Origin of the sequence: Arcobacter venerupis, assembly GCF_013201665.1 — a bacterium.
Taxonomy (GTDB): Bacteria; Campylobacterota; Campylobacteria; order Campylobacterales; family Arcobacteraceae; genus Aliarcobacter; species Aliarcobacter venerupis.
The window spans coordinates 1,073,442-1,087,179 of sequence record NZ_CP053840.1 but is presented as its reverse complement, the minus strand read 5'-3'; the positions used below and the strand labels follow the sequence as shown (position 1 = coordinate 1,087,179).

The 13,738-nt window shown below is 27.8% G+C and carries 13 protein-coding genes; 7 read left to right on the top strand and 6 right to left on the bottom strand.

Features of this window, described 5'->3' with window-relative positions; all coding sequences use genetic code 11:
- Nucleotides 1-256: 256 nt before the first annotated feature.
- Entirely contained in the window at nt 257-2,662 is a 2,406-nt protein-coding gene (locus AVENP_RS05410) for a methyl-accepting chemotaxis protein (protein ID WP_128358914.1), read from the bottom strand.
- Between the two features lie 280 nt (nt 2,663-2,942).
- On the opposite strand from AVENP_RS05410, the gene AVENP_RS05405 reads away from it, so the two are divergent.
- Genes AVENP_RS05405 through AVENP_RS05395 form a run of 3 tightly spaced genes read left to right on the top strand, consistent with a single transcriptional unit; the run spans nt 2,943 to nt 4,782 of the window.
- The gene (locus AVENP_RS05405; protein ID WP_128358999.1) at nt 2,943-3,422 is read left to right on the top strand and encodes a glutathione peroxidase; all 480 of its coding nucleotides are present in this window, start codon (nt 2,943-2,945) and stop codon (nt 3,420-3,422) included.
- 51 nt (nt 3,423-3,473) lie between these two features.
- On the top strand, nt 3,474-4,055 hold the full coding sequence (gene pnuC, locus AVENP_RS05400; protein ID WP_128358915.1) for a nicotinamide riboside transporter PnuC: 582 nt from the start codon (nt 3,474-3,476) through the stop codon (nt 4,053-4,055).
- Complete coding sequence (locus AVENP_RS05395) at nt 4,036-4,782, top strand: choline/ethanolamine kinase family protein (protein ID WP_128358916.1); 747 nt, start codon at nt 4,036-4,038, stop codon at nt 4,780-4,782. The genes pnuC and AVENP_RS05395 overlap by 20 nt, the downstream gene beginning before the upstream one ends.
- Here AVENP_RS05395 and AVENP_RS05390 read toward each other — a convergent pair.
- A complete protein-coding gene (locus AVENP_RS05390; protein ID WP_128358917.1) occupies nt 4,772-5,419 on the bottom strand; it encodes a GNAT family N-acetyltransferase in 648 nt (215 codons plus the stop codon). The genes AVENP_RS05395 and AVENP_RS05390 overlap by 11 nt on opposite strands.
- A gap of 124 nt (nt 5,420-5,543) precedes the next feature.
- Here AVENP_RS05390 and uvrC point away from each other — a divergent pair, with 124 nt between their 5' ends.
- The 3 genes from uvrC to AVENP_RS05375 are packed head-to-tail and all read left to right on the top strand — an operon-like array spanning nt 5,544 to nt 9,084.
- Nucleotides 5,544-7,394: an excinuclease ABC subunit UvrC gene (gene uvrC, locus AVENP_RS05385; protein ID WP_128358918.1), complete on the top strand. Its 1,851-nt coding sequence runs from the start codon at nt 5,544-5,546 to the stop codon at nt 7,392-7,394.
- 2 nt (nt 7,395-7,396) lie between these two features.
- Nucleotides 7,397-8,419 carry an alanine racemase gene (locus tag AVENP_RS05380; RefSeq protein ID WP_128358919.1) on the top strand — a complete coding sequence of 341 codons (1,023 nt, stop codon included), beginning with the start codon at nt 7,397-7,399 and terminating at the stop codon, nt 8,417-8,419.
- Complete coding sequence (locus tag AVENP_RS05375; protein WP_128358920.1) at nt 8,416-9,084, top strand: tetratricopeptide repeat protein; 669 nt, start codon at nt 8,416-8,418, stop codon at nt 9,082-9,084. Before AVENP_RS05380 ends, AVENP_RS05375 begins: the two co-directional genes overlap by 4 nt.
- Before the next feature lie 3 nt (nt 9,085-9,087).
- Here the strand turns inward: AVENP_RS05375 and AVENP_RS05370 are convergent, their stop codons facing one another.
- Both AVENP_RS05370 and AVENP_RS05365 read right to left on the bottom strand, forming a co-directional pair.
- The gene (locus tag AVENP_RS05370) at nt 9,088-9,846 is read right to left on the bottom strand and encodes a competence/damage-inducible protein A (protein WP_128358921.1); all 759 of its coding nucleotides are present in this window, start codon (nt 9,844-9,846) and stop codon (nt 9,088-9,090) included.
- A gap of 3 nt (nt 9,847-9,849) precedes the next feature.
- Nucleotides 9,850-10,419: an adenylate kinase gene (locus AVENP_RS05365; protein ID WP_128358922.1), complete on the bottom strand. Its 570-nt coding sequence runs from the start codon at nt 10,417-10,419 to the stop codon at nt 9,850-9,852.
- Nucleotides 10,420-10,547: 128 nt separating this feature from the next.
- On the opposite strand from AVENP_RS05365, the gene AVENP_RS05360 reads away from it, so the two are divergent.
- Nucleotides 10,548-11,189, top strand: a complete 642-nt coding sequence (locus tag AVENP_RS05360; RefSeq protein ID WP_128358923.1) for an adenylate kinase — start codon at nt 10,548-10,550, stop codon at nt 11,187-11,189.
- A 74-nt stretch (nt 11,190-11,263) separates the two neighbouring features.
- Here the strand turns inward: AVENP_RS05360 and AVENP_RS05355 are convergent, their stop codons facing one another.
- Together AVENP_RS05355 and AVENP_RS05350 are read right to left on the bottom strand one after the other, a co-directional pair.
- Nucleotides 11,264-11,896 carry a LysE family translocator gene (locus AVENP_RS05355; protein WP_172664223.1) on the bottom strand — a complete coding sequence of 211 codons (633 nt, stop codon included), beginning with the start codon at nt 11,894-11,896 and terminating at the stop codon, nt 11,264-11,266.
- A gap of 2 nt (nt 11,897-11,898) precedes the next feature.
- Nucleotides 11,899-13,671: a YgiQ family radical SAM protein gene (locus tag AVENP_RS05350; RefSeq protein WP_172664221.1), complete on the bottom strand. Its 1,773-nt coding sequence runs from the start codon at nt 13,669-13,671 to the stop codon at nt 11,899-11,901.
- Between the last annotated feature and the right edge of the window lie 67 nt (nt 13,672-13,738).

The window sequence follows — 13,738 nt, the reverse complement described above, 5'->3', positions numbered from 1 at the left end:
CCTTATCCTTTATTTTGTATTTTATCTATATTTTTATTATTTTTGTATACTTTTTATGTACTTTTCATTAATTATTTATTAACCATTATTTTTATAATTATTTATTAAATTTAACAAACATTACTAATTTATAATATTAATTTTTATTTCTTCATAATTGAATGCGTTATGATATTAAAAAGAAAAAAAAGATAATTATTTTAGTTTATTTTGCGTTATTTTTTGCGTTATTTTTTTTATGTAAAAAGGGGAGAGCTTAAAAGCTTTCCCACTCATTATCGTTTGTAGTTTGAGTTTTTATCTCTTTTTTATGACTTGAAGTTTTTAAAATTGGAGATTTTTCTCTTTTAATCTCTTGTTTTGACTCTCTTTGATAGTTATTTGTTTTTACATCTTTTGCTTTTACTTCATTTTTTCCTGCAAACTCTTTTGCATTTGCATCACTTACTATTAGTTTTGCTATTTCATCTGTTAACACTGCCACATCATGTGTTTGTGATGCTACTGCTGCATTTTGTTGTGTTTGTTGGTCCAATTGATTTACTGCATCATTTATCTGTTCAATTCCTAACAACTGCTCTTTTGATGCATTTTGTATATCTTGTATTAAATTTATTGTATGAGTGATATTTCCATTTAATTGTTTATATCCCTCTATCATATTTCCAGCTATTTTTTTACCATCATTTGCTTTTACTGTTGCTGTCTCTACTATACTTTTTATCTCACGTGCAGCATCTGCTGACCTTGAAGCTAGGTTTCTCACTTCTGCTGCAACTACTGCGAATCCTTTTCCTGCTTCTCCTGCTGTTGCTGCTTCTACGGCTGCATTTAAAGAAAGAATATTTGTTTGGAAAGCAATTTGGTCAATCACTGTTATTGCTTCATTTATCAGGTTTACTTGATTATTTATTTCATCCATTGAAACTGTTGTTTGATTCGCTAATTTTTCACCTTGAGAAGCAGAAGCTGTTACTTCATTTGAAAGAATTGCCATTTTTGAAATATTCTCTGTATTATTTCTAATATTTGAAGTTATCTCTTCTATTGCTGCTGCTGTTTCTTCTAAAGATGCTGCTGCTTCATTTGAACTTTGGTTTAATTTATCTACATTTGATAAAAGTATATTTGAACTTTCATCTAAAGTTAGACCATTTGTTTTATTTTCTACTAACATTTGAGTAATAATATTTGCTAAATTATTTATCCCAACTGCAATATTACCTTTATCATCAATTCTTCCTCTAAAATCAAGTTTTACAAAATTATTTAACACTTGTGCAATTTTATTTATGTCATAACCTACGCTATTTTTTGTTGTTTCTAACATTTCATTAAAAGTATTTTTAAGCTCTTCAAGATTTGCATTTTCTGTATTTCTTTCTATTCTTTTATCAAATCTTCCATTTTTCACTTCATTAACAACACTTTTTACATCTTCAATAAGATCATTATCTTGAATAATTAAATTTTCTGTTTTTTTAATATTTTCATTTATCATTTCTGCCATTTGACCAAATTCATCTGTAGAATTTATTTTTATGAGTTGTGCATTTTTACTCTCTTTATTTAGGTAAGAGAAAAAATTCAATAAACCATCTTTTATAATAGTCAAGTTTTTATTCAACACTTTCATACTATAAATTAGTACAAGAATGATTATTATTAATACGATTAAACCACAAACAATAGAAAAATTACGAATGAATGTTGCTTTTTCTAAATATTCATTTTCAGGTACAATTGATACAAAAGACCAATAAGTTTTTGTTTCACCAAATTCAAAAGGATAAATATAGAAATATGAATTTTCACCATTTCTTATATTTTTATCGATATAAGAATAAGATTCTCCTTTTTTGTTAAACTCTAAAGATTTTAGAAGATTTGGACTTCTACTAATATCTTTTATATTTTTACCTAAGATTTCTTTTGTGGGATGACTTATTATTTTTCCATAAGAATCAAGAATTGTTGTATAACCAGTTTTAAATAATTTGATTTCATTAGATTTTTTATTAAAGTAATCAAGTGAGAAATCAACTCCAACAGCTCCAATAAATTTACCTTTATAATAAACAGGAGAAGAAACTGTCGTCATAAGAATAGTTTTTCCATCAACATCATAATTGTATGGTTCAGTTATTGAAATGCCTTTATTTTTATATGGAAGATTTATCCATTCAGATGCTAAATCAAATGCAGATGCAGGTTGAATTGTAAAAGTTCCATCATTATTTCTCACTACATAAGGTTGAAAATTTCCCGCTTTTGTATAGTAATTTGGGTTACCTGAACCATCATTTTTTTCATAAAAATTAGTTCCTTCTTCAAAAGTAAACCAAGCACCTAAAATAAATTTATTATTTTCAAGAAGAGATTTTAAATATCTTATTGTTCCTTCTTCTGAAAGTTTTTCATCATGTTCAATTGAACTTGTGTATCTATTTGCAATAGAGTTTGAAATTACGATTGCTTTATCTAAAGTATTTTTAACTTCTAAAGCATTTTTTTCTGTAAGTTCATTTATATAACTTTGTGCATCATCTCTTGAATTTGTGTAAGAATATGATGAAACGATATATATCATTAAGCTCAAAGAAATTACAGTTATTGAAACTAAAATCAATAATAATTTACTTCCAAAATTTAATTTTTTCATTAATTACCCCTTTATCTCATAGATATTTTTGTAACATTAATAATAGTATCATCTTATTTAAAAAAAGTTTTTTTCAAATATACTAATTTTTAAACAGATGTATATATTTCTAAATGATTATTCTTTTGATAACTTAACATATTTAAAGTACAAGTTAATTATAAAATTAGATAAAATTAATCTTATTTAAAATTAAATCAAATAAAGGAATAATATGATTAAAAAAATAGTACTTTCACTTTTACTAATTTTTAGTTTTATAAATGCAAAGGAAAATAAAATGAGTATCTATGACTTTAATGTAAAAACAATAGATGGGCAAGAAGTTTCAATGTCTAAGTACAAAGGAAAAGTTCTTTTGATTGTAAATGTTGCTAGTAAATGTGGATTTACTGGTCAATATGAAGGATTAGAAAACCTTTTTGATAAATACAAAAATGAAAATTTTATGGTTTTAGGATTTCCATCTAATCAATTTGCAAATCAAGAACCAGAATCAAATGAAAAAATCAAAGAATTTTGTAGTTTAACTTATGAAGTAAAATTTGATATGTTCGCAAAAATAGATGTAAATGGTGAAAATGAATCGCCTTTATATACATTTTTAAAAGCTAACCAAAAAGGAATTTTAGGAACAGAAAATATAAAATGGAATTTTACTAAGTTTTTAGTTGATAAAGAGGGAAATATTGTAGATAGATATGCAAGTACAACAACTCCTGAATCAATAGAAGCTGACATAAAAAAACTTTTAAAATAAGGTTTTACAATAGAAAATTTTACAAATAATATTCAAGAAGCCATATCATATATGACTTCTTGGGAAATGCTAGCTGTATTTTTATCAGTTACTTATCTTGTTTTGGCAATAAAACAAAATCTTTGGTGTTGGCCTGCTGCATTTATTAGTACTTTAATTTATAGTATTTTATTTTTTGATGCTTCACTTTTAATGGATAGTGCATTAAATATTTTTTATTTAGTAATGGCTGTTTATGGTTGGTATTCATGGAAATATGGAAATGTTAAAAATAAGAATGTAGAGTTAGAAATATCGACTTATGGTTTGGCTAAAAATATACAAATTATTTTAGCACTGATAGTTCTATCTTTTGGATTAGGCTATATAATGGCAAATTATACAAGTGCCGATTATGCTTATTTGGATACATTTACAACTGTATTTGCAGTATTTACAACTTATACACTTACAAAAAAAGTCTTAGAAAACTGGCTTTATTGGATTGTGATTGATAGTGTTTCTATTTATATTTATATAAATAAAGGTTTTTATTTAACGGCTATTTTATTTGCTTTATATACTATTTTAGCTTTTGTTGCATACAATAACTGGAAAAAAGAGTACGGAAACCTTGAACTTAGAATCGCTTAAAAGTTACAATATATTTAAAGAAGAGTTATTAAGCCTTGAGTTATTAAAAAGTCAAGGCTTTAATAATATAAGTTATCTTCTAAAAACATCATCAAATTCCTATGTAATTAGAGTTTTCAAATCAAATGAGAGCGTAAATATAAGCCGTGAGTTTGAATATGAAATTCAAAAAAAAGCTCACAAAAAAAATATAGCTTCAAAACCTATTTTTTTAAATGAAAATTTTATGATTTATGAGTATGAAAAAGGTATTCATAAAACTAAATTATCTACTAATGAACTAAAAAACTTAGTATCAAAAATAAAAAAGTTTCACAATTTTAAAGTAAAAACAAAAGCCTATGATTTATCTTTTGACTTAAAAAACTATTCAAAGAAACTTTCAAATCAAAAAAGTAAAAAACTAATAAGAAAATGTCATAAAAGTATAAAAGTTCTAAAAAATTATAAATTTGAACCTGTTTTAACACACCATGATTTAAATCCTAAAAATATAATTTTTAATAAAAAAGGCTTTAAAATAATAGATTGGGAATATGCAGGAACAAATGACAGATTTTTTGATTTAGCTTGCGTTTGTGTTGAATTTAATCTAAATAAAAATGAAGAAAAAATTCTTTTAAATAATTATTTCCAAACTAAAAAGAGTTATCATAAAATAAAACTAAAACACTTTAAAATCATTTATGATAGTTTTTGCAAACTTTGGTTTGAGGCTAATCTTTAGGAGGTTCAATCTCATCAACTCTTTCTTGAAGTAGATTAAAATGATATTTTCCTTCTAGTTTTTCTTTTAATTCTTCAAATTTATCAAGCATTTTTTCTTCAACTTCTGTGCCATTATTTTTAAGTTTTTCATAAATCTGCATAATTCTTTCATCACTTATTTCACTTAATCTTGAATCTTTTACAATTTGGGGAATTTCACTAATATCTAAAAGAGGCATTTTAAAATCGCAATAATATTGAGATAAATCATTAATTCCCCAATACTCTAAGCCTAATTTATTATAAAAATCCAAAGAGGAACTAACACAATTCATTTTGAATCTTCTAATTTTATTATCAGCTAAATGGGCAAAAAGATGTTTTAAAAGTTTATAGGCATAACCGAAACTTCTATGTGTATTTGGTGTTAAAAGGTTGTGAATTGTTAGATATTCATTATCTTTTGAAATGGTGTAAAATAAATAACAAACATGTTTTCCTTTGTCGTTTACTAAACATAAAGGGGGAAATTTTTCCCAACTGTAGTAATTATCCCACCATTCTAGAGCATTTTTAGAAAATGACAAACTTTTAAAATCTGCTATTTTTTTCACTGAGACTAAATATTCATCTCTATTAAGTTCTATCACTTTCATTTTAATTCCTTGGACAAGGGATTCATTTTAGTCTTATTAATCACTAATCAGAGGTTTTAGTTGTTTATATTCTAACCATTGCAAATTTTAAAATATTTTAAACAGTTTCGGGTATTATTCCACCATGAATCTACAAGACAAACTCAAACAACTTCCCTCTGATGCTGGTGTTTATCAATACTTTGATAAACAGGGTCATTTACTCTATATAGGAAAAGCAAAAGTCCTTAAAAATAGAGTTAAATCATATTTTAAATTTACTCCAAAACTATTACCCGCTGATAAGTTGGGGCCACGAATTTACAAAATGATTAGTGAAGTTGAAACCCTCGAATGGATAGTTGTTCCAAATGAACATGATGCTTTGATTTTGGAAAACTCTTTAATCAAACAATTAAAACCAAAATACAATATTTTACTAAGAGATGATAAAACCTATCCTTATATTGTAATTGATTATGGTGAAGATTTTCCAAGACTTGAAATCACAAGAAAAATCCATAAAGGCAAAAATATCAAATATTTTGGACCATACTCAACAGGTGCAAAAGATATGCTTGATAGCATCTATGAAATAGTTCCTCTTGTGCAAAAAAAATCTTGTGTTAAGGGTAAAACCGCTTGTTTGTTCCATCAAATAAAAAAATGTTTTGCCCCATGTGAAAATAAAATCTCAAAAGAAGAGTATTCAAAAATTGTAGAAAATGCCTTAGAATATATCTACAACAAAACAAAATTAATCTCAAAACTAAATGAAAGAATGTTGCAATATTCAAATGATTTTAGATTTGAAGATGCAATGATGATAAGAGATAGAATAAAAACAATAGAAAAATCTCAAATAAAATCAGGAATTGATTTAACAACAAATGAAGATATAGATATTTTCACAATCACAGCTTCTAATAAAAAAGCAGTAATTGTACGAATGTTCATAAGAGATGGAAAAATTGCATCTTCAAGCCATGACTTTTTAAAAGTTGATAGTTTTGATGAAAGTTTTGATTTTGATTATGAAGAAGCTTATAAAAGAGCAATTATTAACTACTATGATAATGAAATTCCTCTTTTACCAAAAGAGATTTTAGTGGGAATTGAGTTATCTGATACGGTTGAACTTGAAGAGTTTCTACAAATCAAATTTGGCAAAAAGATTAAAATTATAAATCCTAAAAAAGACAAGAAAAAAGATATTGTTCAAATTGCCCTTAGTAATTGTGAAGAGCTTTTACGAATTGATTCAAGTAAAAATCAAACAACTATTTATGAAGAGTTAAAAGATTTATTCACACTTCAAACACTTCCTTTTAGAGTTGAAAGTTATGATAACTCGCATATGATGGGACAAGCAACTGTAGGAGCTATGGTTGTTTGGAGTGAAGAGTTAAACTCTTTTGAAAAGAAATCTTTTAGACACTATAATCTTGAATCAAAAGATGAATATTCACAAATGAGAGAGATGTTAATAAGAAGAGTTGAAAGTTTTGAAAAAAATCCAGCACCCGATTTATGGATTATTGATGGTGGAGAAACTCTTTTAAAATTAGCCTATGATATTGTTTCATCTGTTGGAGTAAATCTTGATATAATTGCGGTTGCAAAAGAGAAAGTTGATGCAAAGGCTCACAGAGCAAAAGGTGCAGCAAAAGATATTATTCACTATAAAGATAAAAATGGAGAATTTAAAAATCTGAAATTATCAACAAGTGATAAAAGACTGCAATTTGTACAAAGACAAAGAGATGAAGCTCACAGATTTGTAATCAATTTTCACAAAAAACAAAAAAGAGCAGAAGACAAACAAATTTCACTATTACAAATCAAAGGAATAGGAGAAGCAAAAATCAAAAAACTTCTTTTATATTTTGGTGAATTTGAGAAAATCAAAAATGCATCTGTTGAAGAATTAAAAAATGTTTTAAATGAAAAAGATGCAATTATCATATCAAATTATTTTATTACCCCAAAGGATTAATTTTGGCAAAAATCTTATTAAATAAAGAAAATCTATTTTACAATTTTGGTGTTATTTCAAAACAAGCAGGTTCAGTTGAAAAAGTCGCTGTTGTTCTAAAAGATAACGCTTACGGACATGGTCTTTTAGAAATTGCAACACTTGCAAATGAATTTGGGATTAAAAAAGCAGTGGTTAAATCTATAGATGAAGCCTTGGTTATTGAAAAATTATTTGATGATATTTTAATCCTAGCACAAAAAGATATTCACACTTATTCACATGCTTTTCACATAGCTGTAAACAGTTTAGATGTTATAGAAACTTTACCAGAAAATATAAAAGTTCATATTAAGGTAGATACGGGTATGCATAGAAATGGTGTATCTCCAAAAGAGATAGAAGAGGCTTTTTTAGGGCTTTATAGAAGAAATATACAAGTGACTGGAGTCTTTACACATCACAAATGTGCAGATGAATTAACTACTGATTTTTACTGGCAAAAAGCCGTATTTTCTAGGGTAAAAGAGGATGTGAAAAGAATATGTGAAAAACTTTTACTGCCTCTTCCAGCCTTTCATTCTTGTAACTCAGCAGCACTTTTTAGAACCTCAAATTTCGATGAAGATTTTGCTAGAGTTGGAATTGCCACTTATGGATATTTAGATAATGCTGGAATTTTTAAATTTCCAAAATTAAAACCAGTTATGTCACTTTGGGCTTCAAGATTAGCATCAAGGGTTTTAAAAAAAGGACAAAGTGTTGGTTATGGAGGAACATACACTGCAAGTGAAGATATGAGCGTTTCAACTTATGATGTTGGTTATGGTGATGGCTTTTTAAGACTAAATGAAAAAAACAAATATACAACCCCAAAAGGTTTTAATGTTTTAGGAAAAGTTTCAATGGATAATTTAGTTTTAAATACTCAAGAAGAAGAAGTTTGTATTTTTGATGATGTTCATGCATTGGCTGAGATTCATGATACAATTACCTATGAAATCACAACAACTCTAAATCCAAATATAAAAAAAGAGATTATATGAAAAAATTGCTATTTCTTCTTATTTTTTTAGGAACTTTTTTAAATGCTTTAACTTTTGAAGAGGTTTATACTATTCAAAAAGTTCAAGGAACAATGAAAGCACTTAGTGGATATAAAGAATTAGCAAAGCAAAATAATCCAAAAGCTATCCATGAATTAGCTCTTATTTATTTATCAGGAGATGGAATAGCTAGAAATATAAATAAAGCTCAAGAACTATTAGAAAAAGCTTCTGATTTAGGGAATACAGAATCAACTTATGTTTTAGCGAAATTGTATCTTTCTAAAAAAACAATATTTTTTGATGAAAAAAAAGCTTATAACACTTTTGTCGATGCAGCAAATAAAAATCACTCAAAAGCACAACTTATGCTAGCAAGATTTTTTTTATTAGGTGAAATCGTTCCCAAAGATTATGAAAAAGCAATGTACTATTTTGTTTTAGCCTCAAAACAAAAAGAGTATGAAGCAAACTGTTTTATTGCATATATGTATGCAACAGGAACAGGGGTTTTCCCAAATTTTGGAAGAGCTCATGCTTTTGCAAAAGATGGTTTTAATAGAAAAGACAAACTTTGCGTAAAAGTATGGAATGATTATAATTTATTTAAATATCCAAAAGATGAAGGTTTTAAAATTGGGGATTATAATGAGCCTACTAAATAGGCTCTAAATATTTATATCTTTTAAAATATACTCTTTTTTACTACTTTCACAAAAATCAACAAACAGCTGAAAATATTTATCAACCTCATCTTTATCATATCCAGCAAGACTAATTACTACTTTTCTAGTCTCACCTATAAATCTAGGCAAAGATGCAAAATCTAAATGTTTAGGCATTTTTTTCATAGTGTCAATTAAATCATTTTCACTACAATCAATAGTCATTACACATCTATATTTCTCTTGTGATTTTGGATATAAAGTATCTAAAGCTTCAACAACCATTGCTTGGCTCATAGATGGAAATCCCGGAGTGAAGAAAAATCTATCTTCTAGGTAAAATCCTGCTACATTATTTACTATATTTGTAAGAAGTTTTGCATTTTTTGGCAAATACGCCATATTTATTCTGTGAGGATAAGAATCTTCTCCAAATTGATTTATAATTCTATTTTTTGCTTCTTCGTGAAATTCCATTTTATAATCTGTGAAAGCCCTAGCTGCCGTTTGTCTTGTGTAATCATCAGGAGTTGCTCCAATCCCACCAAAACAAAACATCACAGAATCTGGGTCAGCTTTTATAAGATTAAAAATATTAAACATAAGTTTTGGATCATCTTCAATTACAAAAGAGGCTTTATGTTCCCAACCTCGTGATAAAAGCTGTTGGTTTAGAAATGTAAAATGGGCATCAGCCCTACGTCCATTTAAAAGTTCAGTTCCAATTATTACGCTATAAAAATTAACTTTTTTTTCAAGCATAACTTAGATTTTTGATTGGATATATTTATCCATTTCAGTTACAATTTTTTCAATAGTTCTTTCACCATTTATTTTTTTTAATAATTTTTTTGCTGAATAAAACTCTTGAATTTGCGCCAATGGCTCAGTATAAACTCTCATTCTATTATTGAATACTTCAACACTATCATCTGTACCTCGTGCTCGTCCTAAAACTCTATCACGCGCTACTTCTTCACAAACTTTTACTTCAATACAATTAACTAATTTTACTTCTGATTCATTTGATAAATATTTATCTAATTCAACCATTTGCTCAACACTTCTTGGATATCCATCAATAATTACAATATCTGTTGAGGCATTTTTAATGGCTCCTAAAATTGTTTCTATCGCAATATCAATTGGTACAATGTTACCTGCACTAATATAAGTATTGATTATTTCACCTCTTTGTGATCCGCTTGAAACTTCAGCTCTAAACATATCTCCAGTTGAATAATGAGTGATATTATTATGTTTTGTTGCAATTAATTCTGCATCTGTAGTTTTACCACTTCCAGGTGCTCCAATAATTAAAAATAATTTTTTCATTTATGCCCTTTTGAATTTACAAGGCGTAATTGTATCAAAAATCATTTAAATTCTCCATGTAGAATTAAAACCTTATGTACTATTAAAACCTTTTTCTATACAATACGAAAAAACTAAGGAAGAAAAATATGAATTTAATGCTATTTGGAGCACCAGGAGCTGGTAAAGGAACTCAAGCAAAATTTCTAATTGAAAAATATAATATTCCTCAAATCTCAACAGGTGATATTTTAAGAGCTGCAATTGCAGATAAAACAGACATGGGAATGGAAGCAAAAAAATTCATGGATGATGGAAAATTAGTACCAGATTCAACTATTATTGGTATTATCAAAGACAGACTAGCTGAGTCTGACTGTAAAGATGGTTTCATTCTTGATGGATTTCCAAGAACCCTAGCACAAGCAGAGGCTTTAAGTGAATTAATGTCAAATATGGGAATCTCTTTAGATAAAGTAATCTCTTTAAATGTTCCAGATGAATTAATCGTTGGAAGAATTACAGGAAGAAGAGTTTGTTCAAAATGTGGAGCATCTTTCCATGTTGAATTTAATCCATCTAAAAAAGAAAATGAATGTGACTACTGTGGTGGTGAATTAATTATCAGAAAAGATGATAATGCTGAAACTGTAATTAGCAGACTTGACGCATACCATACACAAACTGCACCATTAATTGATTTTTATACAAAAATGGGTGTATTTATGGAACTTGATGGAACAAAAGATGTTTCAGAAGTTACAGCAGATATGATGGCTTCACTTTCATAAATCTTTTTTACAAAAATAAAAAAGGGCAACTATTATAATAGTTGCCCTTTTTTTATATCTTAATTAAATAAAGATTATTTACTTAATGCAACTTTAATACCTAATGAAATTAAAACTACACCAACAGTTCTATCAAACCATTTTCCAAATGAATTAAGAAAATTCTTTATTTTTGCCTGACTTAAAATTAGAGATAAAAATATAAACCAACATATCGTAGCTAAAATACAAAATAAACCATAAAAAGCTTGAATATTTAATGGAGTATCATGACTTATTACTACAGTAAACATTGATACGAAAAATAAAGTTGCCTTTGGATTTAAAGCATTACATAAAAAACCTAAATAAAAAGATTTAAAATCACTAATTTTTTCCATTTTATTTTGTTCATTAGTTTGAAGATTTATACCTTTTGATTTTAAACTTCTATAACCAATATAGATTAAATAAGCTGCACCAAGATACTTAATTATATTAAATAAAATTATAGATTTTGAAATAATAAGTCCGATTCCTAAAAGTGTGTAAATAATATGAACTGAAATCCCCAAACCAATTCCAATACTTGTGAATATTGAGGCTCTTCGTCCATAACTAACACTTTGTTTTACAATCATTGCAAAATCAGGACCGGGTGAAAGTAAAGCAAAAAACATTGCTATTGATAAAACTAAAAATTCATTTGCATATATTGATAAATCCATAATTAACCTTGCATTCCAGAACTTGAAGTTTTTTTATTTTTCCCTGCAAATTGATTTTTTGCAACAACAATCTCTTTTTGTTTCTCTTTTCTTCTTTGATCTTTTTCAACAAAGATTTTTTTCTTTGTAAATGGGTCAAGTTCTGTGTAATACATAACTGCTGAATACGTTCCAGGAGTTGGTGTGAAAACTTGAGCTTGTTCTGGATTCATTTTTAATTCATGGGTTGTAAATTGTTTTAACTCATGCATATGCTTTTCTTCGCATCCAGGATGGGCTGCAATCAAATAATATGTTAAAAACTGTTGTTTCCCTGACTCTTTATTAAGTCTGTCATACATAGCTTTAAAATCAATCAGTGTTTGTTTCCCTGGTTTTCCCATATGATGTAAAACTTCATCGTTTGTATGTTCAGGAGCAACTTTCATTTGACCAGAAATATGATGGTCTACCATCTCTTTTAGATATTCATATCCATGTTTTTTATCAGCTGTTATCAAGTCATATCGTACACCAGAAGCAACAAAGGCTTTTTTAATACCAGGAACTGCTCTTATATCTTTTAAAAGTTTTATGTTTCTGCTGTGGTCAACTTTCATAGTTCGGCAAAGTCTATGGGCATCTACACATCTTTTGTTTTCTACACAGGTTCCTAGATTTATCTTTTTAACGCACTCATAACCATACATATTGGCAGTTGGTCCACCAACATCTGAAATGATTCCTTTAAAATCTTTCATTGTTGTAAAGTGTTTTGCTTCAGCTAAAATATTTTTTTCACTTCTTGTTCTTATAGTTCTGCCTTGATGGGCTGCAATCGCACAGAAGTTACACTCTCCCCAACATCCATGATGTGTCATAATAGAAAATTTAATAGTTTCAAGACATTTAACTTTTCCATCTTTTGCATTATATGGATGGGCATCCCTTTGATATGGATATGAAGCGATTTTATCCATCTCTTCTTCTTCCATATGACGGCTTGGTGGATTTTGAATTAGAAATCTGCCATCAACTTCTTGATATAAACCTTTTGAATAAATAGGGTCATTATTATCATAAAATGCTTTGAATAAATCTATATATTTCTCTTTATCTTTTAAACATTCATCGTGTGATGGAATCTCTAAAAATGACTCTTCTGTTGGAGCTTCTTTTGCAATATAACAAAGTCCTCTAATAGTTCGGGGGTCTTTCCCTTCTTTTAGGTAATTTCCTAAATCAATAATAGCTTGTTCACCCATTCCATAAACCATATAATCTGCTTTTGTATCAAATAATATTGGTTTTCTTAATTTATTTGTCCAATAATCATAGTGTGTAAGTCTTCGTAAACTAGCTTCAATTCCTCCAAGAACAATAGGAACTGTATTTTTAAAATATCTTCTTATTAGATTTGTATAAACTAAAGTAGCTCTGTCTGGTCTTTTGTTATTTTGACCACCTGGAGTGTAATCATCACTATTTCTGAACTTTTTAGTTGCTGTGTAGTTTGAAACCATTGAATCAATACTTCCACCACTTACTCCCCAAAATAGTTTTGGTTCACCTAATCTTTTGACATCAACATCACTATTTACATCTGGTTGACCGATAATTCCCACACGAAGACCTATATCTTCAAGGATTCGTCCAACAACTGCTATTCCCATAAATGGGGAATCAATATAGGCATCTCCTGTAATTAGGATAACATCTAGTTCATCCCATCCCCTCTCTTGCATCTCTTTTTTAGTTGTAGGTAAAAATTTGTTTGGTTTATTAATATTACTCATTTTTTCTTCTTTAAAATATATTAGTTTTTTCGTATTGTGCCCAAATATATTTTAACCCCTACTATAA

Bases quoted from the DNA above. Each gene is read 5' to 3' on its own strand.
- AVENP_RS05360 (WP_128358923.1), top strand. From the start codon at position 10,548: ATGAATTTAATGCTATTTGGAGCACCAGGAGCTGGTAAAGGAACTCAA.
- AVENP_RS05405 (WP_128358999.1), top strand. From the start codon at position 2,943: ATGAGTATCTATGACTTTAATGTAAAAACAATAGATGGGCAAGAAGTT.
- AVENP_RS05410 (WP_128358914.1), bottom strand. From the start codon at position 2,662: ATGAAAAAATTAAATTTTGGAAGTAAATTATTATTGATTTTAGTTTCA.
- uvrC (WP_128358918.1), top strand. From the start codon at position 5,544: ATGAATCTACAAGACAAACTCAAACAACTTCCCTCTGATGCTGGTGTT.
- AVENP_RS05350 (WP_172664221.1), bottom strand. From the start codon at position 13,671: ATGAGTAATATTAATAAACCAAACAAATTTTTACCTACAACTAAAAAA.
- pnuC (WP_128358915.1), top strand. From the start codon at position 3,474: ATGACTTCTTGGGAAATGCTAGCTGTATTTTTATCAGTTACTTATCTT.
- AVENP_RS05375 (WP_128358920.1), top strand. From the start codon at position 8,416: ATGAAAAAATTGCTATTTCTTCTTATTTTTTTAGGAACTTTTTTAAAT.
- AVENP_RS05370 (WP_128358921.1), bottom strand. From the start codon at position 9,846: ATGCTTGAAAAAAAAGTTAATTTTTATAGCGTAATAATTGGAACTGAA.
- AVENP_RS05390 (WP_128358917.1), bottom strand. From the start codon at position 5,419: ATGAAAGTGATAGAACTTAATAGAGATGAATATTTAGTCTCAGTGAAA.
- AVENP_RS05365 (WP_128358922.1), bottom strand. From the start codon at position 10,419: ATGAAAAAATTATTTTTAATTATTGGAGCACCTGGAAGTGGTAAAACT.
- AVENP_RS05355 (WP_172664223.1), bottom strand. From the start codon at position 11,896: ATGGATTTATCAATATATGCAAATGAATTTTTAGTTTTATCAATAGCA.